Annotated in this window: 22 protein-coding genes; 3 read left to right on the top strand and 19 right to left on the bottom strand. The window is 70.2% G+C overall.

Annotated elements, in window-relative coordinates; genetic code table 11:
* Nucleotides 1–56: 56 nt before the first annotated feature.
* From nuoN to KUM38_RS29100, 14 genes are all read right to left on the bottom strand, one after another.
* Entirely contained in the window at nt 57–1,706 is a 1,650-nt protein-coding gene (gene nuoN / locus KUM38_RS29035; RefSeq protein WP_217133558.1) for an NADH-quinone oxidoreductase subunit NuoN, read from the bottom strand.
* Nucleotides 1,703–3,274 (bottom strand): NADH-quinone oxidoreductase subunit M, encoded by a 1,572-nt coding sequence (locus KUM38_RS29040; protein WP_217133560.1) that lies wholly within the window; start codon nt 3,272–3,274, stop codon nt 1,703–1,705. Before KUM38_RS29040 ends, nuoN begins: the two co-directional genes overlap by 4 nt.
* Before the next feature lie 5 nt (nt 3,275–3,279).
* Entirely contained in the window at nt 3,280–5,244 is a 1,965-nt protein-coding gene (nuoL, locus tag KUM38_RS29045) for an NADH-quinone oxidoreductase subunit L (protein WP_217133562.1), read from the bottom strand.
* Between the two features lie 14 nt (nt 5,245–5,258).
* Nucleotides 5,259–5,558: an NADH-quinone oxidoreductase subunit NuoK gene (nuoK, locus tag KUM38_RS29050; protein WP_004927567.1), complete on the bottom strand. Its 300-nt coding sequence runs from the start codon at nt 5,556–5,558 to the stop codon at nt 5,259–5,261.
* The gene (locus KUM38_RS29055; RefSeq protein WP_217133564.1) at nt 5,555–6,412 is read right to left on the bottom strand and encodes an NADH-quinone oxidoreductase subunit J; all 858 of its coding nucleotides are present in this window, start codon (nt 6,410–6,412) and stop codon (nt 5,555–5,557) included. The genes nuoK and KUM38_RS29055 overlap by 4 nt, the downstream gene beginning before the upstream one ends.
* The gene (gene nuoI / locus KUM38_RS29060; RefSeq protein ID WP_217133566.1) at nt 6,409–7,050 is read right to left on the bottom strand and encodes an NADH-quinone oxidoreductase subunit NuoI; all 642 of its coding nucleotides are present in this window, start codon (nt 7,048–7,050) and stop codon (nt 6,409–6,411) included. Before nuoI ends, KUM38_RS29055 begins: the two co-directional genes overlap by 4 nt.
* Complete coding sequence (nuoH, locus tag KUM38_RS29065) at nt 7,043–8,419, bottom strand: NADH-quinone oxidoreductase subunit NuoH (RefSeq protein ID WP_217133568.1); 1,377 nt, start codon at nt 8,417–8,419, stop codon at nt 7,043–7,045. The genes nuoI and nuoH overlap by 8 nt, the downstream gene beginning before the upstream one ends.
* Entirely contained in the window at nt 8,416–10,920 is a 2,505-nt protein-coding gene (locus tag KUM38_RS29070) for an NADH-quinone oxidoreductase subunit G (RefSeq protein WP_217133570.1), read from the bottom strand. Before KUM38_RS29070 ends, nuoH begins: the two co-directional genes overlap by 4 nt.
* On the bottom strand, nt 10,917–12,266 hold the full coding sequence (gene nuoF, locus KUM38_RS29075) for an NADH-quinone oxidoreductase subunit NuoF (RefSeq protein WP_254397928.1): 1,350 nt from the start codon (nt 12,264–12,266) through the stop codon (nt 10,917–10,919). The genes KUM38_RS29070 and nuoF overlap by 4 nt, the downstream gene beginning before the upstream one ends.
* Nucleotides 12,266–13,135 carry an NADH-quinone oxidoreductase subunit NuoE gene (nuoE, locus tag KUM38_RS29080; protein WP_217133574.1) on the bottom strand — a complete coding sequence of 290 codons (870 nt, stop codon included), beginning with the start codon at nt 13,133–13,135 and terminating at the stop codon, nt 12,266–12,268. The genes nuoF and nuoE overlap by 1 nt, the downstream gene beginning before the upstream one ends.
* Nucleotides 13,132–14,442, bottom strand: coding sequence for an NADH-quinone oxidoreductase subunit D (locus KUM38_RS29085; protein WP_254397929.1), 1,311 nt, complete (start codon nt 14,440–14,442; stop codon nt 13,132–13,134). The genes nuoE and KUM38_RS29085 overlap by 4 nt, the downstream gene beginning before the upstream one ends.
* A gap of 62 nt (nt 14,443–14,504) precedes the next feature.
* Entirely contained in the window at nt 14,505–15,257 is a 753-nt protein-coding gene (locus KUM38_RS29090; protein ID WP_217133578.1) for an NADH-quinone oxidoreductase subunit C, read from the bottom strand.
* A complete protein-coding gene (locus tag KUM38_RS29095) occupies nt 15,254–15,808 on the bottom strand; it encodes an NADH-quinone oxidoreductase subunit B family protein (RefSeq protein ID WP_018528252.1) in 555 nt (184 codons plus the stop codon). Before KUM38_RS29095 ends, KUM38_RS29090 begins: the two co-directional genes overlap by 4 nt.
* 13 nt (nt 15,809–15,821) lie before the next feature.
* Nucleotides 15,822–16,181 (bottom strand): NADH-quinone oxidoreductase subunit A, encoded by a 360-nt coding sequence (locus KUM38_RS29100; protein WP_003974383.1) that lies wholly within the window; start codon nt 16,179–16,181, stop codon nt 15,822–15,824.
* Nucleotides 16,182–17,096: 915 nt separating this feature from the next.
* Here KUM38_RS29100 and KUM38_RS29105 point away from each other — a divergent pair.
* Nucleotides 17,097–17,936: a C40 family peptidase gene (locus KUM38_RS29105; protein ID WP_217133580.1), complete on the top strand. Its 840-nt coding sequence runs from the start codon at nt 17,097–17,099 to the stop codon at nt 17,934–17,936.
* Nucleotides 17,937–18,265: 329 nt separating this feature from the next.
* Here KUM38_RS29105 and KUM38_RS29110 read toward each other — a convergent pair whose 3' ends face one another.
* On the bottom strand, nt 18,266–19,549 hold the full coding sequence (locus tag KUM38_RS29110) for a geranylgeranyl reductase family protein (protein ID WP_217133582.1): 1,284 nt from the start codon (nt 19,547–19,549) through the stop codon (nt 18,266–18,268).
* Nucleotides 19,550–19,646: 97 nt separating this feature from the next.
* Between KUM38_RS29110 and KUM38_RS29115 the strand changes: the two genes are divergently transcribed.
* Nucleotides 19,647–20,207: a GNAT family N-acetyltransferase gene (locus KUM38_RS29115; RefSeq protein ID WP_217133584.1), complete on the top strand. Its 561-nt coding sequence runs from the start codon at nt 19,647–19,649 to the stop codon at nt 20,205–20,207.
* Between the two features lie 59 nt (nt 20,208–20,266).
* Nucleotides 20,267–20,614: a PASTA domain-containing protein gene (locus tag KUM38_RS29120; protein WP_217133586.1), complete on the top strand. Its 348-nt coding sequence runs from the start codon at nt 20,267–20,269 to the stop codon at nt 20,612–20,614.
* Here the strand turns inward: KUM38_RS29120 and KUM38_RS29125 are convergent.
* The 4 genes from KUM38_RS29125 to KUM38_RS29140 are packed head-to-tail and all read right to left on the bottom strand — an operon-like array spanning nt 20,601 to nt 25,097.
* Nucleotides 20,601–21,296, bottom strand: coding sequence for a demethylmenaquinone methyltransferase (locus tag KUM38_RS29125; protein ID WP_217133588.1), 696 nt, complete (start codon nt 21,294–21,296; stop codon nt 20,601–20,603). The genes KUM38_RS29120 and KUM38_RS29125 overlap by 14 nt on opposite strands.
* Nucleotides 21,293–22,429: an acyltransferase gene (locus KUM38_RS29130; RefSeq protein ID WP_217133590.1), complete on the bottom strand. Its 1,137-nt coding sequence runs from the start codon at nt 22,427–22,429 to the stop codon at nt 21,293–21,295. Before KUM38_RS29130 ends, KUM38_RS29125 begins: the two co-directional genes overlap by 4 nt.
* Nucleotides 22,429–24,729: a bifunctional polysaccharide deacetylase/glycosyltransferase family 2 protein gene (locus KUM38_RS29135; protein ID WP_217133592.1), complete on the bottom strand. Its 2,301-nt coding sequence runs from the start codon at nt 24,727–24,729 to the stop codon at nt 22,429–22,431. Before KUM38_RS29135 ends, KUM38_RS29130 begins: the two co-directional genes overlap by 1 nt.
* Complete coding sequence (locus KUM38_RS29140; RefSeq protein WP_217133594.1) at nt 24,726–25,097, bottom strand: hypothetical protein; 372 nt, start codon at nt 25,095–25,097, stop codon at nt 24,726–24,728. The genes KUM38_RS29135 and KUM38_RS29140 overlap by 4 nt, the downstream gene beginning before the upstream one ends.
* Between the last annotated feature and the right edge of the window lie 100 nt (nt 25,098–25,197).

Consider the following 25,197-nt stretch of genomic DNA (forward strand, 5'->3'; position numbering starts at 1 on the left):
CGGCCCGGCACCCCGAAGGGTGCCGGGCCGCCGCCGACGTGCCGGTGAGTGCCGCGTCAGCGCACGAACACCCCCGCGTCCCCCGCCAGCTCCAGGAAGTACTGGGGTGCGACGCCCAGGACCACCGTGACGGCCACGCCGACCCCGATCGCCGTCATCGTCAGCGGTGACGGCACCGCGACGGTCGGGCCCTCGGGGCTCGGCTCGCTGAAGAACATCAGGACGATCACACGGATGTAGAAGAACGCCGCGATGGCCGACGAGATCACACCGACCACGACCAGCGGGGCCGCCCCGCCCTCCGCCGCCGCCTTGAACACGGCGAACTTCCCGGAGAAGCCGGAGGTCAGCGGGATGCCCGCGAAGGCCAGCAGGAACACCGCGAACACCGCCGCCACGAGCGGGGAGCGACGGCCGAGACCCGCCCACTTCGACAGGTGCGTCGCCTCGCCGCCGGCGTCCCGGACCAGCGTGACCACCGCGAACGCGCCGATCGTCACGAACGAATACGCCGCCAGGTAGAAGAGGACGGACGAGATGCCCGACGGCGTGGTCGCGATGACACCCGCGAGGATGAAGCCCGCGTGCGCGATCGACGAGTACGCCAGCAGCCGCTTGATGTCGGTCTGGGTGATCGCCACGATCGCACCGGCCAGCATGGTGACGATGGCGACGGCCCACATGACCGGCCGCCAGTCCCAGCGCAGGCCCGGCAGCACGACGTACAGGATCCGCAGCAGCGCGCCGAACGCCGCCACCTTGGTCGCCGCCGCCATGAAGCCCGTCACCGGCGTGGGGGCGCCCTGGTACACGTCGGGCGTCCACATGTGGAAGGGCACGGCGCCGACCTTGAACAGCAGGCCCATGACCAGCAGCGCGGTGCCGACCAGCAGCAGCGCGTCGTTGCCCATGGTGTCGGCGAGCGCCGGGGTGACGTCCTGGACCGTGCCGTCGACGACCTGCGCGATCGTGGCGTACGACATCGAGCCCGAGTAGCCGTACAGCAGCGCGATGCCGAACAGCGTGAACGCGGAGGCGAACGCGCCGAGCAGGAAGTACTTGACCGCCGCCTCCTGCGACATCAGCCGCTTGCGGCGGGCCAGCGCGCACAGCAGGTACAGCGGGAGGGAGAGGACCTCGAGCGCCACGAACAGCGTCAGCAGGTCGTTGGCCGCCGGGAAGACCAGCATGCCGGCGACCGCGAAGAGCAGCAGCGGGAACACCTCGGTGGTGGTGAACCCGGCCTTGACCGCCTTCTTCTCGCTGTCGCTGCCCGGTACGGACGCGGCCTGCGCGGCGAACGAGTCGACCCGGTTGCCGTGCGCCTCCGGGTCGAGCCGGCGCTCGGCGAAGGTGAACAGGCCGACCAGGGCCGTCAGCAGGATCGTGCCCTGCAGGAACAGGGCCGGTCCGTCGACGGCGACGGCGCCCATCGCCGCGATGCCCGCCTTGGTCGTGCCGTAGCCGTCCGCGGCCAGCGCCACGACCGCGGCGAACGCGGCGACCAGCGCGACCACGGCGACGAACATCTGTGCGTAGTAGCGGGTCTTGCGCGGTACGAACGCCTCGACCAGCACCCCGACGACCGCCGCGCCGACGACGATCAGGGTGGGCGCGAGCTGCCCGTATTCGATCTTCGGCGCGTCGATCTTGGAGATCGGGTCGGCCGCCGTTGTCCACAGGCTGTGGACGGCTGTTGCGCTCACTTGGCCGCCTCCACCTCGGGCCGGGGGTCCTTCTTCTGTACGTCGGACATGGTGTGCTTCACCGCCGGGTTCACGACGTCCGTGACGGGCTTCGGGTAGACGCCCAGGAAGACCAGCAGCACGACCAGCGGCGTCACCACCGCGATCTCCCGCACCCGCAGGTCGGGCATGGCGGCGACCTCGGGCTTCACCGGGCCGGTCATCGTCCGCTGGTACAGGACGAGGGTGTACAGCGCGGCGAGGACGATGCCGAGGGTGGCGATGATGCCGATCACCGGGTAGCGGGTGAACGTGCCGACCAGGACCAGGAACTCACTGACGAAGGGGGCGAGCCCCGGCAGGGAGAGGGTCGCGAGCCCGCCGATCAGGAAGGTGCCGGCGAGCACCGGGGCGACCTTCTGCACTCCGCCGTAGTCGGCGATGAGCCGGGAGCCGCGCCGCGAGATCAGGAATCCGGCGATCAGCATCAGCACGGCGGTCGAGATGCCGTGGTTGACCATGTAGAGCGTCGCCCCGGACTGGCCCTGGCTGGTCATCGCGAAGATGCCCATGATGATGAAGCCGAAGTGCGAGATCGACGCGTACGCGATCAGCCGTTTGATGTCGCGCTGGCCGACCGCGAGCAGCGCGCCGTAGATGATGCTGACGACCGCCAGGACGAGGATCACCGGCGTCGCCCACTTGCTGGCCTCCGGGAACAGCCCGAGGCAGAAGCGGAGCATCGCGAAGGTGCCCACCTTGTCGACGACCGCCGTGATCAGCACGGCCACCGGGGCGGTGGACTCCTGCATGGCGTTGGGCAGCCAGGTGTGCAGCGGCCACAGCGGCGCCTTCACCGCGAAGGCGAAGAAGAAGCCGAGGAACAGCCAGCGCTCGGTGCTGGTCGCCATGTCCAGCGAGCCGTCGGCCCGGGCCTCGGCGATCTCGGTGAGCGAGAAGTTCCCGGCGACCACGTACAGCCCGATCACCGCGGCCAGCATGATCAGTCCGCCGGCCAGGTTGTAGAGGAGGAACTTCACCGCCGCGTACGACCGTTGCGTCGCCGCCGTCTCCTCGCCGTGCTCGTGGGCACGGTCCCCGAAGCCGCCGATGAGGAAGTACAGCGGGATCAGCATGGCTTCGAAGAAGATGTAGAAGAGGAAGACGTCGGTGGCCTCGAAGGAGAGGATCACCATCGCCTCGACGGCCAGGATCAGGGCGAAGAAGCCCTGCGTCGGCCGCCACCTCTTGTTCCCCGTCTCCAGCGGGTCGGCGTCGTGCCAGCCCGCGAGGACGATGAACGGGATCAGCAGGGCGGTCAGCGCGATCAGCGCCACCGCGATGCCGTCCACGCCCAGCTCGTACCGCACCCCGAAGTCCGGGATCCAGGCGTGGGACTCGGTGAGCTGGTAGCGGTCGCCGTCCGGGTCGAACCGCACCAGGACGACGATCGCCAGCACGAGCGTGGCGAGCGAGAACAGCAGGGCCAGCCACTTGGCGGCCGTGCGCTTCGCGGCCGGTACGGCGGCCGTGGCGATCGCCCCGATGGCCGGGAGCGCCGCCGTCGCTGTCAGCAGAGGAAAGGACATCGGTATCAGACCGCCCTCATCAGCAGGGTCGCGGCGACCAGGACCGCCGCGCCGCCGAACATCGAGACCGCGTAGGACCGCGCGAAGCCGTTCTGCAGCCTGCGCATCCGCCCGGACAGACCGCCCATGGAGGCCGCCGTGCCGTTGACGACCCCGTCGACCAGGGTGTGGTCGACGTACACCAGGGAGCGGGTGAGGTGCTCACCGCCGCGGACCAGGACCACGTGGTTGAAGTCGTCCTGGAGCAGGTCGCGCCGGGCGGCCCTGGTGAGCAGCGACCCGCGCGGGGCGACGGCCGGCACCGGACGGCGCCCGTACTGGGCCCAGGCGATCGCCACACCGATGACCATCACGGCCACCGTGGCGGCGGTCACCGTCAGGGCGCTGATCGGCGCGTGCCCGTGGTCGTGGCCGGTGACGGGCTCCAGCCAGTGCATGAAGCGGTCGCCGATGCTGAAGAAGGCACCGCCCGCGACCGACCCGACGGCCAGCACGATCATCGGGATCGTCATGACCTTCGGGGACTCGTGCGGGTGCGGAGGCTCGTACGCGCCCCGCGTCTCGGCGGCGGGCTCCACGTCCGGCTCGGCCGGGGACGGCGTCGGCGCGTTGCGCCACCGCTCCTCGCCGAAGAACGTCATCAGCATCACGCGCGTCATGTAGTACGCGGTGATGGCCGCGCCCAGCAGGGCGCAGGCGCCGAGGATCCAGCCCTCGGTGCCGCCCTTGGCGAACGCCGACTCGATGATCTTGTCCTTGGAGAAGAAGCCGGACAGGCCCGGGAAGCCGATGATGGCGAGGTAACCGAGGCCGAAGGTGACGAACGTGACCGGCATGTACTTGCGAAGGCCGCCGTAGCGGCGCATGTCGACCTCGTCGTTCATGCCGTGCATGACCGAACCCGCGCCGAGGAACAGCCCGGCCTTGAAGAAGCCGTGCGTCACCAGGTGCATGATCGCGAAGACGTAGCCGATGGGGCCGAGGCCCGCGGCGAGCACCATGTAGCCGATCTGCGACATGGTCGAGCCGGCCAGCGCCTTCTTGATGTCGTCCTTCGCACAACCGACGATCGCACCGAAGAGCAGCGTGACCGCGCCGACGATGGTGACGACCAGTTGCGCGTCCGGGGCGCCGTTGAAGACGGCGGCGGAGCGGACGATCAGGTACACGCCCGCCGTCACCATGGTCGCGGCGTGGATCAGGGCCGAGACGGGGGTCGGGCCCTCCATCGCGTCCCCGAGCCAGGACTGCAGCGGCACCTGGGCGGACTTGCCGCAGGCGGCGAGCAGCAGCATCAGCGCGATCGCGGTGAGCTTGCCCTCGCCGGCCTGTCCGGCGAGCCCGGGCTCCTCGAGGGTGCCGAGCACCGGCTCGAAGGCGAAGGTGCCGAACCACAGGAACATCAGCATGATCGCGATCGACAGACCCATGTCGCCGACGCGGTTGACCAGGAAGGCCTTCTTCGCCGCCGTGGCGGCGCTGGGCTTGTGCTGCCAGAAGCCGATCAGCAGGTAGGAGGCGAGACCGACGCCCTCCCAGCCGACGTACAGCAGCAGGTAGTTGTCGGCGAGGACGAGGATCAGCATCGCCGCGAGGAACAGGTTCAGGTAGCCGAAGAAGCGGCGGCGCCGCTCGTCGTGCTCCATGTACCCGACGGAGTACAGGTGGATCAGCGAGCCGACGCCGGTGATCAGCAGGACGAACGTCATCGACAGCTGGTCGAGCCGGAAGGCGACGTCGGCCTGGAAGCCCTCCACCGGGATCCAGCTGAACAGGTGCTGCGTGACGGTGCGTTCCTCGGCGCCCTTGCCCAGCAGGTCGGTGAACAGCACCAGGCCGAGTACGAAGGAGACGGCCGCGAGCAGCGTGCCGATCCAGTGGCCGACGGCGTCCAGCCGGCGTCCGCCGCACAGCAGGACCGCCGCTCCGAGCAGGGGCGCCGCCACCAGCAGCGCAATCAGGTTCTCCACGATTCAGCAGCCCCTCACAGCTTCATCAGGCTGGCGTCGTCGACCGAGGCCGAGTGGCGGGAACGGAACAGGGACACGATGATCGCCAGCCCGACCACGACCTCCGCGGCGGCGACGACCATCGTGAAGAACGCGATGATCTGGCCGTCGAGGTTGCCGTGCATCCGGGAGAAGGCGACGAACGCGAGGTTGCAGGCGTTGAGCATGAGCTCGACGCACATGAACACGACGATCGCGTTGCGCCTGATCAGTACGCCGGTGGCGCCGATCGTGAACAGCAGCGCGGCCAGGTACAGGTAGTTGACCGGGTTCACTTCGACGCCTCCTCGGCCCGCTTGAACGTCGGCGCGTCGATGGCGCGGCGCTCCAGACGCTCCTCCGCGCGCTGCTCCATCGCCCGCAGGTCGTTGATCGCCTCCTGCGACACGTCACGGATCTGGCCGCGCTCCCGCAGCGTCTTGCTGACGGTGAGGTCCGACGGGGTGCCGTCGGGCAGCAGGCCCGCGATGTCCACGGCGTTGTGCCGGGCGTACACACCCGGCGCCGGCAGCGGCGGCAGGTACTTGCCCTCGCGGACGCGCTGTTCGGCCAGCTCCCGCTGCGTCTTGGCGCGCTCGGTGCGCTCGCGGTGGGTGAGCACCATGGCGCCGACGGCGGCCGTGATGAGCAGGGCGCCGGTGATCTCGAAGGCGAAGACGTACTTGGTGAAGAGGAGGGCCGCGAGGCCCTCCACGTTGCCGCCCGCGTTCGCCTCGCCGATGCCGTTGAACTCGCTGAGCGAGGCGTTCCCGATCCCGCCGACCAGCAGGATGCCGAAGCCGAGCCCGCACAGCAGGGCCAGCCAGCGCTGGCCCTTGATGGTCTCCTTCAGGGAGTCCGCCGCGGTGACGCCGACGAGCATCACCACGAACAGGAACAGCATCATGATCGCGCCGGTGTAGACGACGATCTGGACGACGCCCAGGAAGTAGGCGCCGTTGGCGAGGTAGAACACCGCCAGGATGATCATGGTGCCGGCGAGGCAGAGCGCGCTGTGCACGGCCCGCTTCATGAAGACGGTGCACAGGGCGCCGATCACGGCGACCGTGCCGAGGACCCAGAACTGGAAGGCCTCTCCGGTGGAGGTGCCGGCAGAGAGAGTCGCCGCGGCGGCGAGCTGCCCGGTCATCGCCCGATCACCTTCTCCGACGCCGGTTCCTCCGGGCCGAAGGTCGAGGCGGCCTCCTGCACGACCTCGCCCTTGGAGTGGGCGGTCTGCTGCTCCGTACCGGGTGCGGCCTCGGTCACCAGGCCCCGGTAGTAGTCCTGTTCGTCGGTGCCCGGGTACATGGCGTGCGGGGAGTCGACCATGCCCTCCTCCAGACCGGCGAGCAGCTGCTCCTTGGTGTAGATGAGGTTGGCGCGGCTGGAGTCCGCCAGCTCGAACTCGTTGGTCATCGTCAGCGCGCGCGTGGGGCACGCCTCGATGCACAGCCCGCACAGGATGCAGCGGGCGTAGTTGATCTGGTAGACGCGGCCGTACCGCTCGCCGGGCGAGTAGCGCTCCTCGTCGGTGTTGTCCGCGCCCTCGACGTAGATCGCGTCGGCGGGACAGGCCCAGGCGCACAGCTCGCAGCCGACGCACTTCTCCAGGCCGTCCGGATGGCGGTTGAGCTGGTGCCGTCCGTGGAAACGCGGAGCGGTGGTCTTCCGCTGCTCCGGGTACTGCTCGGTCAGCCGCTTCTTGAACATGGCCTTGAAGGTCACGCCGAAGCCGGCCACGGGGTTCAGGAAACCGGGCTCGGTCTCCTTGGGCTCCTCAGCCATCGGACGCCTCCTTTCCATCCGTGGGTCCGCCCAGAGATTCGTCACTCTGAGTATCGGGGGCACCACTGACAATCAGCTCCCGCTCCCGGCGCGAACGGCGTCGCGGCACCGGCGGCACCTCCTGTCCCGGCAGCGGCGGTACGGGGAATCCGCCGCCCATGGGGTCGAAGGCGGGCGGGCCCTCGACGGGCCGCCCCTCCTCCTTCCCCTTGCCGCGGAACAGGTCGGCGACGAAGGACAGCAGCAGGAGGGCGAGGACGGCACCGCCGATGTAGAGGGCGATGTCGGCGAAGTCGTAGTTCTCGTTCCGCAGCGCCCGCACGGTGGCGACGAGCATCAGCCACACCAGGGAGACCGGGATGAGGACCTTCCAGCCGAGCTTCATCAGCTGGTCGTAGCGCACGCGCGGGAGCGTGCCGCGCAGCCAGACGAAGCCGAACAGCAGGGTCAGCAGCTTGCCGGTGAACCAGAGCATCGGCCACCAGCCGTGGTTCGCGCCCTCCCAGAACGTGCTGATGGGCCACGGGGCCCGCCAGCCGCCCAGGAAGAGGGTCACGGCGACGGCCGAGACGGTCACCATGTTGATGTACTCGGCGAGCATGAACATCGCGAACTTGATGGACGAGTACTCGGTGTTGAAGCCGCCGACCAGGTCGCCCTCGGACTCCGGCATGTCGAAGGGGGCGCGGTTGGTCTCGCCGACCATCGTCACGATGTAGATGAGGAAGGAGACCGGCAGCAGCAGGACGTACCAGCGGTCGGTCTGCGCCTCGACGATCGTCGACGTCGACATCGACCCCGAGTACAGGAACACGGAGGCGAACGCCGCGCCCATGGCGATCTCGTACGAGATCATCTGCGCGCAGGAGCGCAGGCCGCCGAGGAGCGGATAGGTGGAGCCGGAGCTCCAGCCCGCCAGGACGATGCCGTAGATGCCGACCGAGGCGACCGCGAGGATGTACAGCATCGCGATCGGCAGGTCGGTCAGCTGCATGGTGGTGCGCTGGCCGAAGACCGAGATCTCGTTTCCGGCCGGGCCGAAGGGGATCACCGCGAACGCCATGAAGGCCGGGACGGCCGCGACGATCGGCGCGAGGATGTAGACGGCCTTGTCCGCGCGTTTGACGACGACGTCTTCCTTGAGCATCAGCTTCACGCCGTCGGCGAGCGACTGGAGCATGCCCCAGGGGCCGTGCCGGTTGGGGCCGATGCGCAGCTGCATCCAGGCGACGACCTTGCGCTCCATGACGATGGAGATCAGCACGGTCACCATCAGGAAGGCGAAGCAGAACACCGCCTTGAGGGCGATCAGCCACCAGGGATCGCGGCCGAACATCGAGAGGTCTTCAGCGGCGAGGTACGGGCTCATGCCTCCACCTCCTCGGGGGCCTCGTCGGCGAGGGTCGCCGGGCCGATACGGACGAGTGAGCCGGGCAGGGCCCCGGTGCCGGAGGCGACGCCGCCGCCGACGGAGTTCAGCGGGAGCCACACCACGCGGTCGGGCATCTCGGTGACGGCCAGGGGCAGCTCGACCGTTCCCTCGGTGCCGGTCACCGCGAGCAGGTCGCCGTCCTTGACGCCGGCCTCGGCGGCCGTGGCGGCCGACACGCGCGCGCGGGCGGCGTGCCGGGTGCCGGCGAGCGCCTCGTCGCCCCGCTGCAGGACGCCCTCGTCGAGCAGCAGCCGGTGCCCGGCGAGCACCGCCTCCCCGGCGGCCGGCCGGGGCAGCGCGCCCGCGGTCTCCAGCGGGTCGGTGGCCCGGGGGCCGTCCCAGGTGCCGAGCCGGTCGAGCTCCGCGCGGATCGTGCGCAGGTCCGGCAGTCCCAGGTGGACGTCCATGGCGTCGGCCAGCATCTGCAGCACGCGCGCGTCGGTGGGCGCGAGCCGCCGGGTCATCTGGTCGGGCTTGAGTGCCGCCTCGAACATGCGGACCCTGCCTTCCCAGTTGAGGAAGGTGCCGGCCTTCTCCGCGACCGCGGCGACGGGCAGGACGACGTCGGCGAGTGCGGTGACCTCGCTGGGCCGCAGCTCCAGCGACACCACGAACCCGGCCTCGGCGAGCGCGGCACGCGCGCGTGCCGGGTCGGGCAGGTCGGCGACCTCCACGCCCGCGACCAGCAGCGCCTGGAGCTCACCGCGTGCCGCCGCCTCGACGATCTGTCCGGTGTCGCGGCCGTAGCGGTGGGGCAGTTCCGCCACACCCCACAGGGCGGCGACCTCCTCACGTGCGCGCGGGTCGGTCGACGGGCGGCCGCCGGGCAGCAGCGCCGGCAGCGCGCCCGCCTCCACGGCGCCGCGCTCCCCGGCCCGGCGCGGAATCCACACCAGCCGCGCGCCGGTGGCGGCGGCGAACCGGACGGCCGCGGTCAGGCCGCCCCGTACGGCCGCCAGCCGTTCGCCGACGGCGATGACCGCGCCCTCGCCCCGCATCGCCTCGGCGGCCTTGGCCCCGTCGCCCTCCAGGCCGACGCCGCTCGACAGGGCGTCCAGCCACTCGGTCTCGGTCCCGGGAGCCGCCGGCAGCAGCGTGCCGCCGGCCTTCTCGAGCCCGCGCGTGGCGTACGTGGCCAGGGCGAAGGTCTTCTGTCCGTGCTTCCGCCAGGCCTTGCGCAGCCGCAGGAAGACGCCGGGCGCCTCCTCCTCGGACTCGAACCCGACCAGCAGGACCGCGGGCGCCTTCTCCAGCGAGGTGTACGTGACCCCCGTACGGTCGAGGTCGCGGCCCCGCCCCGCGACCCGCGCGGCGAGGAAGTCGGCCTCCTCGGCGCTGTGCACGCGCGCGCGGAAGTCGATGTCGTTGGTGGCGAGCGCCACCCGCGCGAACTTGCTGTACGCGTAGGCGTCCTCGACGGTGAGCCGGCCGCCGGTCAGGACACCGGTGCGACCGCGCGAGGCCAGCAGGCCCTGCGCCGCGATCTGCAGCGCGTCCGGCCAGGACGCCGGCTCCAGCTCGCCCTCCGGGTTGCGCACCAGCGGCGTGTCGAGGCGGTCCCGCAGCTGCGCGTACCGGAACGCGAAGCGTCCCTTGTCGCAGATCCACTCCTCGTTGACCTCGGGGTCGTGCGCGGCGAGCCGCCGCATGACCTTGCCGCGCCGGTGGTCGGTGCGGGTGGCGCAGCCGCCGGAGCAGTGCTCGCACACCGACGGCGACGAGATCAGGTCGAAGGGGCGGGAGCGGAACCGGTACGCCGCCGAGGTGAGCGCGCCGACCGGGCAGATCTGGATGGTGTTGCCGGAGAAGTACGACTCGAAGGGGTCGCCCTCGCCGGTGCCGACCTGCTGGAGCGCGCCCCGCTCGATCAGCTCGATCATCGGGTCGCCCGCGACCTGGTTGGAGAACCGGGTGCAGCGGGCGCACAGCACGCACCGCTCACGGTCGAGCAGCACCTGCGTGGAGATCGGGACGGGCTTCTCGTAGGTGCGCTTCCTGCCCTCGAAGCGGGACTCGGCGTTGCCGTGCGACATCGCCTGGTTCTGCAGCGGGCACTCGCCGCCCTTGTCGCAGACCGGGCAGTCCAGCGGGTGGTTGATGAGCAGCAGCTCCATCACACCCTTCTGGGCCTTCTCCGCGACCGGCGAGGAGAGCTGGGTCTTCACCACCATCCCGTCGGTGCAGGTGATGGTGCAGGACGCCATGGGCTTGCGCTGGCCCTCGACCTCGACGATGCACTGGCGGCAGGCGCCCGCCGGGTCGAGGAGCGGGTGGTCGCAGAACCGGGGGATCTCGATGCCGAGCTGCTCGGCGGCCCGGATGACCAGGGTGCCCTTGGGCACGCTGATCTCGGCGCCGTCGATGGTCAGCGTCACGAGGTCCTCGGGCGGGACCGCCGCCTCTCCGCCTCCGGAGGGAGCGCTGGTGGTCACAGTCATGCGTTCACCTCCGTACGGTGGTCGGCCCAGGCCGTCGACCTGGCCGGGTCGAAGGGGCAGCCCCGGCCCGTGATGTGCTGCTCGTACTCCTCGCGGAAGTACTTGAGCGAGGAGAAGATCGGCGAGGCGGCGCCGTCGCCGAGGGCGCAGAAGGACTTGCCGTTGATGTTGTCGGCGATGTCGTTCAGCTTGTCGAGGTCGGCCATCCGCCCCTTGCCGGCCTCGATGTCCCGCATCAGCTGGACCAGCCAGTACGTCCCCTCGCGGCAGGGCGTGCACTTGCCGCAGGACTCGTGGGCGTAGAACTCGGTCCAGCGGGTGACGGCGCGGACCACACAGGTCGTCTCGTCGAAGCACTGCAGGGCCTTCGTGCCGAGCATGGAACCCGCGGCGCCCACTCCTTCGTAATCAAGAGGGACGTCGAGGTGCTCGTCGGTGAACATCGGCGTCGAGGAGCCGCCCGGCGTCCAGAACTTCAGCCGGTGGCCCGGCCGCATCCCGCCGCTCATCTCCAGCAGCTGGCGCAGCGTGATGCCGAGGGGCGCCTCGTACTGTCCGGGGTTGGCGACGTGGCCGCTGAGGGAATAGAGCGTGAAGCCGGGTGACTTCTCGCTTCCCATCGAGCGGAACCATTCCTTGCCCCGGTTCATGATGGCGGGAACCGACGCGATCGACTCGACGTTATTCACCACAGTCGGGCACGCGTAGAGGCCCGCGACGGCAGGAAAGGGGGGACGGAGCCGCGGTTGACCCCGGCGGCCTTCGAGCGAGTCGAGCAGTGCGGTCTCCTCACCGCAGATGTACGCGCCCGCGCCCGCGTGCACGGTGAGTTCGAGGTCGAGTCCACTGCCCAGGATGTCCTCGCCGAGGAAGCCGGCCGCGTAGGCCTCGCGCACGGCCTCGTGCAACCGCCGCAGAACGGGGACGACTTCACCACGCAGATAGATGAAGGCATGAGACGACCTGATGGCATAGCAGGCGATGACGATGCCCTCGATGAGGCTGTGCGGGTTCGCGAAGAGGAGCGGAATGTCCTTGCACGTTCCGGGCTCCGACTCGTCGGCGTTGACAACTAGATAGTGGGGTTTTCCGTCCCCCTGGGGAATGAACTGCCACTTCATTCCCGTCGGGAAGCCGGCGCCGCCGCGCCCGCGCAGACCGGACTCCTTGACGTACGCGATGACGTCGTCCGGCGACATGGCGAGCGCCTTGCGAAGCCCCTCGTACCCCTCGTGCCTCTTGTAGACGTCCAGCGTCCAGGACTCGTCCTCGTCCCAGAAGGCCGACAGCACGGGTGCGAGCAGCTTCTCCGGGCTCATGTCCTTGAGTTCGGGTGCCAAGGTCATCACTCCCCCTCCTCGGCGACGGGACCCGCCGGGTGGGCTGGGTCGGAGGCCGATGTGTCCTGCGGCGCGTCGTGCGAGCTGAGGTGCTCCGTCGGTGACGGCTCGTGCGGCGGGGTGTCCAGGGGCGCCCCGCCGCGCGGGTGCACCACACGCGCGGGTGCGGCCTCCCCCTTGGCCAGCTTCAGACCGATCAGGGAGGCGGGGCCCGCGCTCCCGGTGGCCTCGACCGCTCCCTCGCGCGCGTCGGGGAAGCCGGCCAGGATGCGGGCGGTCTCCTTGAACGTGCACAGGGGCGCCCCGCGGGTGGGCGCGACCGGGCGGCCGGCGCGCAGGTCGTCGACCATGCGCTTGGCGCTCTCGGGGGTCTGGTTGTCGAAGAACTCCCAGTTCACCATCACCACGGGCGCGAAGTCGCAGGCCGCGTTGCACTCGATGTGCTCCAGGGTGACCTTGCCGTCGCCGGTGGTCTCACCGTTGCCGACGCCCAGGTGCTCCTGGAGCTCCTCGAAGATCGCGTCGCCGCCCATGACGGCGCACAGGGTGTTGGTGCACACCCCGACCTGGTAGTCACCGCTCGGCTTGCGCCGGTACATGGTGTAGAAGGTGGCGACCGCGGTCACCTCGGCCGTGGTGAGGCCGAGCACGTCCGCGCAGAACCGCATCCCGGTGCGCGTGACGTGGCCCTCCTCCGACTGCACCAGGTGCAGCAGGGGAAGGAGGGCGGACCGGGAGTCCGGGTAGCGGGCGATGACCTCGCGCGCGTCGGCCTCCAGCCGGGCCCGGACGTCGTCCGGGTAAGCGGGCGCGGGCAGTTCGGGCATGCCCAGGCTGACGCCCCGCTCGGACCGCTCCGAAGAAGAGGTGGTCACCGGTCGACGCCTCCCATCACGGGGTCGATGGACGCGACGGCGACGATGACGTCGGCGACCTGGCCGCCCTCGCACATCGCCGCCATGGCCTGCAGGTTGGTGAAGGACGGGTCGCGGAAGTGGACCCGGTGGGGGCGGGTGCCGCCGTCGGAGACGACGTGCACCCCGAGCTCGCCCTTGGGTGACTCGACCGCCACGTACGTCTGCCCGGGCGGGACGCGGAAGCCCTCGGTGACCAGCTTGAAGTGGTGGATCAGGGCCTCCATGGAGGTGCCCATGATCTTCTTGATGTGGTCGAGGGAGTTGCCCAGTCCGTCCGGTCCCAGGGCGAGCTGGGCGGGCCAGGCGATCTTCTTGTCGGCGACCATGACCGGTCCGGGCTGGAGCCGGTCCAGGCACTGCTCGACGATGCGCAGCGACTGGCGCATCTCCTCCAGCCGGATCAGGAAGCGGCCGTAGGCGTCGCAGGTGTCGGCGGTCGGGATCTCGAAGTCGTAGGTCTCGTATCCGCAGTACGGCTGTGTCTTGCGCAGGTCGTGCGGGAGGCCGGTGGAGCGCAGGATCGGGCCGGTGGCGCCCAGGGCCATGCAGCCGGCCAGGTCGAGGTAGCCGACGTTCTGCATGCGGGCCTTGAAGATGGGGTTCCCGGTGGCGAGCTTGTCGTACTCCGGGAGGTTCTTCCGCATCTTCTTCACGAACTCGCGGATCTGGTCCACCGCGCCGGGCGGCAGGTCCTGGGCGAGTCCGCCGGGGCGGATGTACGCGTGGTTCATCCGCAGGCCGGTGATGAGCTCGTAGATGTCGAGAATGAGTTCACGATCACGGAATCCGTAGATCATGATCGTGGTGGCGCCGAGCTCCATGCCGCCGGTGGCGATGGCCACCAGGTGGGAGGAGAGCCGGTTCAGCTCCATCAGGAGCACCCTGATGACCGAGGCCCGGTCGGGCACCTGGTCCTCGATGCCGAGGAGCTTCTCGACCGCGAGACAGTACGCCGTCTCGTTGTAGAACGACGTCAGGTAGTCCATGCGCGTCACGAACGTGGTGCCCTGGGTCCACGTGCGGTACTCGAGGTTCTTCTCGATGCCGGTGTGGAGGTAGCCGATGCCGCAGCGGGCCTCGGTGACCGTCTCGCCGTCGATCTCCAGGATCAGGCGGAGCACTCCGTGGGTGGACGGGTGCTGCGGACCCATGTTGACGACGATGCGCTCGTCGTCGGCGCGGGCCGCGGTCTCGACGACCTCGTCCCAGTCTCCGCCGGTGACCGTGTATACGGTGCCTTCGGTGGTCTCCCTAGGGGAGGCCATCGAAGAGGTGGTCCCGAAGGGACTCGATGAGGGGTGGTGGCCGGGCGACGGGTTGGGAGTGCTCATGAGTACGACCTCCGCTGGTCCGGAGCCGGGATCTGGGCGCCCTTGTACTCGACGGGGATGCCGCCGAGGGGATAGTCCTTGCGCTGCGGATGGCCCGGCCAGTCGTCCGGCATCATGATCCGCGTCAGGGCCGGGTGACCGTCGAAGACGATGCCGAAGAAGTCGTACGTCTCGCGCTCGTGCCAGTCGTTCGTCGGATAGACCGAGAACAGCGACGGGATGTGCGGGTCGCTGTCGGGGGCGCTGACTTCCAGGCGGATCAGCCGGTTGTGGGTGATCGAGCGCAGGTGGTAGACGGCGTGCAGCTCGCGGCCCTTGTCGTTCGGGTAGTGCACGCCGCTGACTCCGGTGCACAGCTCGAAGCGCAGGGCGGGGTCGTCGCGCAGGGTGCGGGCGACCCGGACCAGGTGCTCGCGCTCGATGTGGAAGGTGAGTTCGCCGCGGTCGACGACCGTCTTCTCGATGGCGTTCTCCGGGAGCAGGTCCTGCTCCTCCAGGGCTCCCTCCAGCTCGTCGGCGACCTCGTCGAACCATCCGCCGTAGGGGCGGGACGCCGGTCCCGGGAGCCGGACCGAGCGGACCAGTCCGCCGTAGCCGGAGGTGTCGCCGCCGTTGTTGGCGCCGAACATGCCGCGCTGGACGCGGATCTCCTCGCCGCCCTGGCCTCGCTGGCCGGGGAGGTTCTCGGCGGACAGGTCCTTCTCGGGGTTGACCCCGTTCGACCCGTTCACGCCGTTCGCGTCACTCATCGCAGCAGCCCCTTCATCTCGATCGTGGGCAGGGCCTTGAGCGCCGCCTCCTCCGCCTCGCGGGCCGCCTCCTCGGCGTTCACGCCGAGCTTGGAGCTCTGGATCTTCTGGTGGAGCTTGAGGATGGCGTCCATCAGCATCTCGGGGCGGGGCGGGCAGCCGGGGAGGTAGATGTCGACCGGGACGATGTGGTCGACGCCCTGCACGATCGCGTAGTTGTTGAACATGCCGCCCGAGGAGGCGCAGACCCCCATGGAGATCACCCACTTGGGGTTCGGCATCTGGTCGTAGACCTGCCGCAGCACCGGCGCCATCTTCTGGCTGACCCGCCCGGCGACGATCATGAGGTCCGCCTGCCGCGGTGAGCCGCGGAAGACCTCCATGCCGAAGCGCGCCAGGTCGTAGCGGCCGGCGCCGGTGGTCATCATCTCGATGGCACAGCAGGCGAGGCCGAACGTGGCGGGGAAGACGGACGACTTGCGCACCCAGCCCGCGGCCTGCTCGACGGTGGTCAGCAGGAATCCGCTCGGCAGCTTTTCTTCGAGTCCCATGGCTAAAGGCCCCTCAGTCCCATTCCAGGCCGCCGCGCCGCCATACGTACGCGTACGCGACGAAGACGGTGAGCACGAAGAGCAGCATCTCCACGAGCCCGAAAATCCCCAGGGCGTCGAAGGTGACGGCCCAGGGGTAGAGGAAGACGATCTCGATATCGAAAATGATGAAGAGCATCGCCGTCAGGTAGTACTTGATGGGGAAGCGCCCGCCGCCGGCCGGCGTGGGGGTCGGTTCGATACCGCACTCGTAGGCCTCGAGCTTGGCGCGGTTGTACCGCTTCGGACCGATCAGCGTGGCCATGACCACGGAGAAGATCGCAAAGCCTGCCCCGAGGGCTCCCAGTACGAGGATGGGCGCATACGCGTTCACCGCTCCTCGCTCCTCTCAGTCGGCACTGACTGTGGCGGTTGTGCGTCGGGCCGATCCGGCCTCAACAGCCCCACGAACCACGCCCGCCCCGGCGAAGATCGAGAACATGTGAAGCAGGTCACAAGCCCAACCGCTCCGCATCTTATGCCCGTGGGTCTGTGATCTGCGACACGGGGTATTGCACAAGCTTTGTGATCTCCACCACCTGACGAACGATCATGAAGTCGGATGAGCGGTGACCTTCACACGCCAAGCATCCACGCGATCACCAAACGTGACATTTTGCCTCGTCAGTGCAGCTCAAGGAGGCCGTCTCCATATCAAGAAGCTTCCCGCGCATGCAAATTGGTGCTGGACCCGATCTCTTGATAGAGGAGCGTTCACACGTCAGAGGGGGTCGGGAACGGGATGTGGACGTGTGCACGCGTTCACGAAGTCCCGGTGCCGCGCTCCGGCCACCGCCCCGGCCACCACTCCGACCGCCACCCCGGCCGCCGCTCCCGCCGTCGCCCCGGCCGTCGCTCCCGCCACCGCTCCAGTCGTTGATCGAGTCGTTGATCCAGTCGTTGATCCAGTCGCTGATCCAGTCGCTGATCCAGTCATTGATCCAGTCGTCGACCCCCGCATCGATCCCGGCGGCCGGCCGGAGTGCGACCGGAGCTCCCGGACGCGACGGCGCGGGCAATCGTTCCGTGACCTCCGCCACATTCATGAGAGGCGCATGAGAGGAGGGATTGGCCAACCAGTCCAACCAGTGGTAAGTGCGGGGCAATTCGGACGTAACGATGAAAGTACGTGATCACGGGCCGATCACGGGCGCCCGCAATGTCCGTTAGGGCGTCAATAAAAAGCGACACGCCCGGGATTCGGAGCCCCGGTTGAACAACTGTGGCGCAGCACACGTTTCTTGAAGATATGAAGCAGCGCCTGGTACCGGTTGTTCCCATGTCCCACACCGCTCACATACGCAGCCACCGGAAACCCCGCCGTACCGCGTCGTCCGCGATCGCGATGCGGGCCGGCGTTGCCGGTGGCGTCCTCAGCACCCTGGCAGTGGCCGGGGCGTCGGGTTCGGCGAACGCTGCCGAGCCGGTGACGCAGACCCTCGAGCTGCCCACCCTGACGGCGGACCTGGCCGCTCAGGTCGCCCAGTCCGCGGACGCCACCCAGCAGGCCGCCGCGAACTACCAGCTGCAGGCCGAGCGTGACGCGGCCGCGGAGAAGGCCGCCAAGGAGGCCAAGGCCGACCTCGCCGTGGCCAAGAAGAAGGCCGAGGCGAAGAAGAAGGCCGCCGAGGCGGCCCGCACGGCCGCCGCCGAGCGCGCCGCCCGCGACGCCGAGCGCACCACCCTCACCACCACCGCCGCCGCCACCGCCACGACCGCCTCCGCGCCCGCCAGCGGCAGCGTCGCGACGGTCATCGCCTTCCTCAAGGCGCAGGTGGGCGACGCCTACGTCATGGGCGCCTCGGGCCCCAACGCCTGGGACTGCTCCAGCCTGGTCCAGGCCGCGTTCAAGCAGGTCGGCGTCGACCTGCCGCGCGTCTCGCAGGACCAGTCGATGACCGGCACCGACATCCCGCTGTCCCAGATCCAGGTCGGCGACATCCTCTACTGGGGCGGCAAGGGTTCCGCGTACCACGTGGGTGTCTACATCGGCGGCGGTCAGTACCTGGACGCCGCCAACTCCGCCAAGGGCGTCGTCATCCAGGACCTTTCCGGCTACCCCGCGTCGGGTGCCGTGCGCGTGCTCTGAGCCGCGCCCCGTCATGGGCCGGAGGGCCGCTGCCGCTCGGGGGCAGCGGCCCTCCGGTGCGTCCGCACACCGAGCCAAGATCGCCCGATTGCCCGAATTATCCCACCGTTCGGGCGGGTTGACGGCCCCGGTACGCACCGGTCGAACGCCGTACAGCCCCGTGGCGGCCCCTCACGGCGCCCCGGCGCGGACGCCGATGGCCGGAGTCCGTCCTCCGGACCCCGGCCGTCCACAGCGCCGCTCACGGCTTCGCGTCGCGCGGGCGCTCACTCACGCCTCTCGGACGACGGCCCCGCCCGTCCGCCGCGCGCGGCGACGCGGCAGCACGGTCACGCCTTCGGCGCCACCTTGCTCAGGCCGTTGATGATGCGGTCCATCGCGTCGCCGCCCGTCGGGTCCGTCAGGTTGGCGAGCAGCTTCAGGGTGAACCTCATCAGCATCGGGTGCGTCAGTCCGCGCTGGGCGGCGATCTGCATGATCTTCGGGTTGCCGATGAGCTTCACGAAGGCCCGGCCGAGCGTGTAGTAGCCGCCGTAGGTGTCCTTCAGTACCCGCGGATAGCGCTGGAGCGCGATCTCCCGCTGGGCCGGGGTGGCCCGCGCGTGGGCCTGGACGATCACGTCGGCGGCGATCTGCCCGGACTCCATGGCGTAGGCGATGCCCTCGCCGTTGAAGGGGTTCACCAGACCGCCCGCGTCGCCGACCAGCAGCAGGCCGCGCGTGTAGTGCGGCTGGCGGTTGAAGGCCATGGGGAGCGCGGCGCCGCGGATCGGGCCGGTCATGTTGTCCGGGGTGTAGCCCCAGTCCTCCGGCATGGACGCGCACCAGGCCTTGAGGACCTCGCGCCAGTCCAGCTCCTTGAAGGCCTCCGAGGTGTTGAGCACGCCGAGGCCGACGTTGCTCGTCCCGTCGCCCATGCCGAAGATCCAGCCGTAGCCGGGCAGCAGACGGTCCTGCGGGCCGCGGCGGTCCCACAGCTCCAGCCAGGACTCCAGGTAGTCGTCGTCGTGGCGGGGCGAGGTGAAGTACGTACGGACCGCGACGCCCATCGGGCGGTCCTCGCGGCGGTGCAGGCCCATCGCCAGGGACAGTCGGGTGGAGTTGCCGTCGGCGGCCACGACCAGCGGGGCGTGGAAGGTGACCTCCTGCTTGTCCTCGCCGAGCTTGGCCTTCACACCGGTGATGCGCCCGGTGCGGTCGTCGACGATCGGCGCGCTCACGTTGCAGCGCTCGTACAGCCGGGCGCCCGCCTTCTGGGCCTGCCGGGCGAGCTGCTCGTCGAAGTCGTCGCGCTTGCGGACCAGTCCGTAGTCGGGGAAGGAGGCGAGATCCGGCCAGTCCAGCTGGAGGCGGACACCGCCGCCGATGATGCGCAGGCCCTTGTTGCGCAGCCAGCCGGCCTCCTCGGAGATGTCGATGCCCATCGACACCAGCTGCTTCACGGCGCGCGGGGTGAGGCCGTCGCCGCACACCTTCTCCCGCGGGAACTCGGTCTTCTCCAGCAGGAGCACGTCGAGTCCGGACCGGGCCAGGTGGTAGGCGGTGGTGGAGCCGGCTGGCCCCGCGCCCACGACGATCACATCGGCGGTGTTGTCGGAGAGGGGCTCGGTCACGGCGGGATCTCCCCAAGTTCGAAATCTGCGTGCCGACCGGCACTGGACACGGGCAGTCTATTCAGCACGATTGATCACCCGGCTGAAGGGCTGCCCCGTGAACCGAGCTCTCCCCGCTGTACGGTTGCGCGTCCCCACCCACGAGGACGCCTTCGCCTGGCACCGGATCTTCGACGATCCGGAGGTCATGGAGTTCCACGGAGGCACGTCGGCGGAGCTGTCGGTCTACGAGGAGCTCACCGCCCGCCAGCGCCGCCACGACGCCCAGCTCGGCTTCTGCCTGTGGAGCATGCTCGACGAGTCCGGCCGGGTCATCGGCTTCACCGGTGCCCAGCCGTGGGAGCGCGACTGGGGCCCCACGGGCGAGATCGAGATCGGCTGGCGGCTCGCGCGGGAGCACTGGGGCAAGGGGTACGTCACCGCGGCGGCCCGGCAGACGCTGGAGCGGGTGACGGCGGCGGGCCTGAAGGGCGTGGTGGCGATGGTGGACGCCCGCAACGCCCGCTCGATAGCGGTGACCCGGCGGCTCGGGATGCGCCTCGCCGAGACGTTCACGCTCCCGCACGACCCGCGGGAGGCCCACTGCTACCGGCTGGACCTGCGACCCCGAGACCCGCTCGTCACTCAGGGTGATCAATTGTCACGGAAAGCCACGTAAAGCTTCCGGCGGGCCGGCACCGGGTCTACTCTGCCGGTACCGCTTGGGGGGTGACGTCCGTGCGTAGGACACCCAGGACACCGACACCCGAAGTGCGCGTGCCGCGCCTGGTCGGACTGATGGCCGTGGACGCGCGCGAGTCGGCCCGGGCACGGGGCCTGTCCGTCGACGCCCCGGACCGGCCGGACTTCCAGCGCGCCGTCGTCGACTACGTCGTACGCCAGTATCCGCAGCCCGGCACGGAGGTGCCGCGGGACTCCGTGGTCCACGTGTGGTTCGACTTCGGCGAGGGCGAGGGCGGCGGCGGAGTGCGCGAGCCGCGCGGGCCGGTGCCGCCCGCGGGCGGGCTCCAGCGGGAACTGGAGGAGCCCGCCCTCCCCCGCGCGGTGGTGCTCAGCTCTCCTTGAACCCCCGGTGCAGCGCCACCACTCCGCCCGTGAGGTCGCGCCACGCCACCTTCGACCAGCCGGCGCCCTGCAGCCGTCCGGCCAGCGCGGGCTGGTCGGGCCAGTCGCGGATGGACTCGGCGAGATAGACGTACGCGTCCGGGTTGGACGACACCGTCCGGGCGACCGGCGGCAGCGCGCGCATCAGGTACTCGGTGTAGACGGTGCGGAACGGCGCCCACGTCGGATGCGAGAACTCGCAGATGACGATCCGCCCGCCGGGCCGGGTCACCCGGTGCATCTCGCGCAGGGCCGCGTCCGTGTCCTGCACGTTGCGCAGCCCGAAGGAGATGGTGACGGCGTCGAAGACGTCGTTCTTGAAGGGCAGCCGGGTCGCGTCGCCGGCCGTGTACGGGAGCCAGGCGTTGTTCCGCTTGCCGACCCGGAGCATGCCCTGGGAGAAGTCGCAGGGCACGACGTAGGCGCCGGCGCGGGCGAAGGGCATCGACGAGGTGCCCGTGCCGGCCGCCAGGTCCAGGATCTTCTGCGCGGGCCGGGCGTCGACGGCCTTCGCGACCTCCTTGCGCCATCGCCGGTCCTGGCCGAGGGACAGCACGTCGTTCGTCAGGTCGTATCGTTCCGCGACGTCGTCGAACATCGAGGCGACTTCGTGCGGCTGCTTGTCCAGGGATGCGCGGGTCACGCGCCCATTCTTGCAGCCCGCCCACCGGGCAGGAGCGTCGGCTTCCGGCGCGCGGCGACGTCCTCGACCCAGCCGCACGCGAGGACGAAGCCGCCGATCAGGACCCAGCCGACGCCGAACAGGAACCACTGGCTCTCCAGCGGCAGGTGCGCCTCGAACGCGGGCACCTCCCAGAACCGGTCGATCAGCGGCACGGCCAGGATCAGCGCCAGTTCGTGCCAGAGGTAGATCGTCACGGCGCGCGCGTTGAACACGGCGACCAGCCGGGAACGGGACGGTCCCGCGAGGCCCGCGTACTCCTTGGCGTACATCAGCAGCGTCACGAATCCGGCCGACCAGAAGGCCTGCGCGAGCGGGTTGTCGTCCAGGTCGTAGGTGCCGCCGTACGCGGACCGGTGGGCGAGGGCGTACCAGCCGCCGTAGGCGAGTGCGGCGAGCGACGCCACGGTGACGACGAGGGGGCGCAGCCGCCCGAGCACCCCTTCGTGGTGGGCGAAGCCGAGGAGCCAGCAGAACAGGAACGTCGCGAGGTCGGTGAGGGCGCTGCCGAGCCGGCCCTCCGGCGGCTGCCACACGTACGTGAGGGCGACGACCGGGACGAGCGACAGCGCCAGCACCACGACCGGGGACAGCCGGAACACCCGCAGCAGCAGCGGGGAGAGCAGCACGAACCACAGGTACGTCCGCAGGTACCAGACGACGTCCCAGGCCTGCTCGGCCCAGGCGCTGCCCGGCGGATCGCCGAGCGGAACGATCCAGTACACGATCTGCCACCCCGGCATCCAGCCGTGCACCAGCATCGCGGTGACCACGAAGAAGCCCCAGAACCAGAACGGCGGCAGCAGACGGCGGACCCGGCTCCGGATCACCGTGAGCGCGGGGCGCCGCAGCGACCTGGCCATCAGGGTGCCGGCCAGCCCGAACATCACCCCCATCGACGGGAAGACCAGGCCCGCCCAGGCCCAGCCGAAGGTGTGGTACGCGACCACCCGGACGAGGGCCACCGCGCGCAGGAGGTCGAAGTACCCGTCGCGGCCCGGCGGGGACGACGGGGACGGCGGGCCCGCCTGGGCCACCGGTTCCGGGCGTCCGGCCCGTCCGGACCGTGCGGGCCCCTTGCGGTGCGCCCCCATCAGCCGCCCGTCCCCGTCGGCATCCCGACCTCGCCCGTCCGCTTCAGCTTCTGCCAGCGCAGCCGGCCGCCGGTCAGGGCGGTGACACAGGAATGGATGAGGACGAGGTACATCATCTGCCGGTACGCGAGCTGCTGCAGCGGCATCATCAGCAGGTACCGGTACTTCTCCCGGTCGAGCCGGAAGGCGTACGCGGCGCACACCAGCTGCACGCCCAGGACGGCGCACCAGGCCAGCAGGGCGGCCTGGAAGTCGACGAAGAGCATCGAGTACACGGTGAACACGTCGATGAGCGGCGCGAACACCGGTGTGACGACCTGGAAGAGCACCACCAGCGGCATACCGACCCGCCCGAAGCGCCCCGAGGGCCCCTTGTCCGTCAGGGACCTGCGGTGCTTCCACAGCGCCTGCATGGTGCCGTACGACCAGCGGTAGCGCTGCGACCACAGCTGCCGCAGCGACCGGGGGGCCTCGGTCCACGCGCGCGCGTGCTCCTCGTAGACGACCCGCCATCCCGCGCGGTGCAGCGCGATGGTGATGTCGGTGTCCTCGGCGAGGGTGTCCTCGCTCATCCCGCCCGCCTGGAGCACGGCCTCGCGACGGAACGCGCCGATCGCGCCGGGGATGGTCGGCATGCAGCGCAGCAGGTCGTACATGCGCCGGTCGAGGTTGAAGCCCATCACGTACTCGATGTGCTGCCAGGCGCCGATGAGCGTGGAGCGGTTGCCGACCTTGGCGTTGCCCGCGACGGCGCCCACCGACGGGTCGGCGAAGGGCTGCACCAGGCGGCCCACGGTGTCCGGTTCGAAGACGGTGTCGCCGTCCATCATCACGACGATGTCGTGCCGGGCGTTGCGGATGCCGTTGTTCAGGGCGGCCGGCTTGCCCGCGTTGGCCTGCCTGATCACCCGCACGTTCGGCAGGCCGAGCGCTTCGGCGAGCTCCGCCGTACCGTCCGTGGAGCCGTCGTCGACGACGACGATCTCGATCGGGTGGGTGCTCCCGGCCAGTGACCGCAGGGTGTTCTCGATGCACTCCTTCTCGTTGTACGCCGGGACGATCACGCTGACCGGCCGGGTGACGGGCGGCCCCCAGCTGAAGCGGCGTCTGTTGCGCTGCCGGTGGTGGCGCCGGGCGAGGACGAGCATCAGCCCGAACCGCCCCATGACGGCCACGCCCACGATCACCAGGCCGGCCGAGAGCGCGGGCACCGTCCACTCGGCGACGGTGACGGCCGCGACGAGAGCCTTGCCCTCGTAGAGGGTCGCGCCGGTGGCGGGGTGGTGGGAGGCCTGGAGCACGTCGCCGGTGCCGGACGGGGCACCGGCGGCGGGTCCACCCGTTCCGGATCCGTCGACTCCCGATCCGTCGGCTCCGAATCCACCGGCGGGCTGCTGCTGCTCGGCCATGGCGCCGCTGACGGTGGTGAAGGTGTAGCCCTCCGCCCGCATCTTCTCGATGTACTTCGGCAGCGCCTCCAGGGTCTGCGTGCGATCGCCGCCGGAGTCGTGGAAGAGCACCGAGGCACCCTCCCCGTCCTCCGGGGTGGCCTCTTCGACGATCTTCGCGACGCCCGGCTCCTTCCAGTCCTCGCTGTCGGTGTCGATGAAGACGCTGGTGTACCCGTCCTCGCCGAGCTGCTGGTAGACCTGCCAGCTGTAGTTGTCGACGGCGTCCGTCTTGGAGGAGTACGGCGCCCGGAACAACGTGGTGGTGATCCCGGCCGCGCCCGCGAGCGCGAGCTGGGTCTGCTCCATCTCGCGGGTGACGCGGGAGGAGCTCTGGTACGACAGGTCGACGTGCGTGAAGGTGTGGACGCCGATCTCGTGGCCCTGGTCGACCAGGTCCTCCACGATGTCGGGGTGGCGCGACACCATCGAGCCGACCACGAAGAACGTGCCGGGTACGTCGTACTCCTCCAGGACCTCCATGACCTTCGGCGTCCAGGTGGGGTCCGGTCCGTCGTCGAAGGTGAGCACGATCGTCCTGTCCGGGACGGAGACGGTCTCGGCCTGTCCGCCGGGGAAGGTGAGGATCGGGCCGCCGTCGAGGACCTCGTCGGGCACCTCGGAGGACGAGGCCCCGGTGCGGACCCGCTGGTCGTCGCCGACCTCGGCGCGCAGATAGCCGTCGAGCAGCATCACGCAGGTCAGGGCGAGCAGGAGCAGCAGCGCGAGGAGGACCCGCGGCCGGTGCAGCGCGGCGGCGCGCCCGGCGGCGCGCCCGGCGGCGCGCCCGGCGGCGCGCTCGATGCGGGTGGGGGCGCGGCGCCTGCCGCGGGCGGGGGGCGTGACGGTCATGAGGTCACCGCGGGGGTGGGGACGGCGGTGGCGCTCGGAGTGCCGGCCGGCGGGGACGGCGGTGTGCCGGTCGGGGCCACCCCGCCGCGCGGTCCCGCGCCGCCCCCGGGACCTGCCTCCCCCTGCCCGCCCCCGAACGGCAGCAGCGAGGCCGGTGTGACCGAGGTGCCGATGCCCATGAAGGCCATCCCCAGCACGACCGCGTACCCGGCGCAGACGGTTCCCAGGAGCAGGCCGATCCGGCGCAGCAGCCTGGCCCGGCGTCCGGAGGAGTCGACGAAGACGGGCCCCTCACCGGGCCCGTTGCGGCGTTTGCGGCGACGGCCGCGCGCGGCGGCGCGGCTTTCGATGGCGGGATCGGAATGCATGGCCCGGACGGTAGGGGCCTTTGTGTAGGGAAAACCTGGCGCTTCCTGTGAGTCTCCCGTGGGAAGGCCGCGAACCTCTCCGTCCCCTGGGAATCGTCCG

Origin of the sequence: Streptomyces sp. AC558_RSS880 (assembly GCF_019049255.1) — a bacterium.
GTDB lineage: Bacteria > Actinomycetota > Actinomycetes > Streptomycetales > Streptomycetaceae > Streptomyces.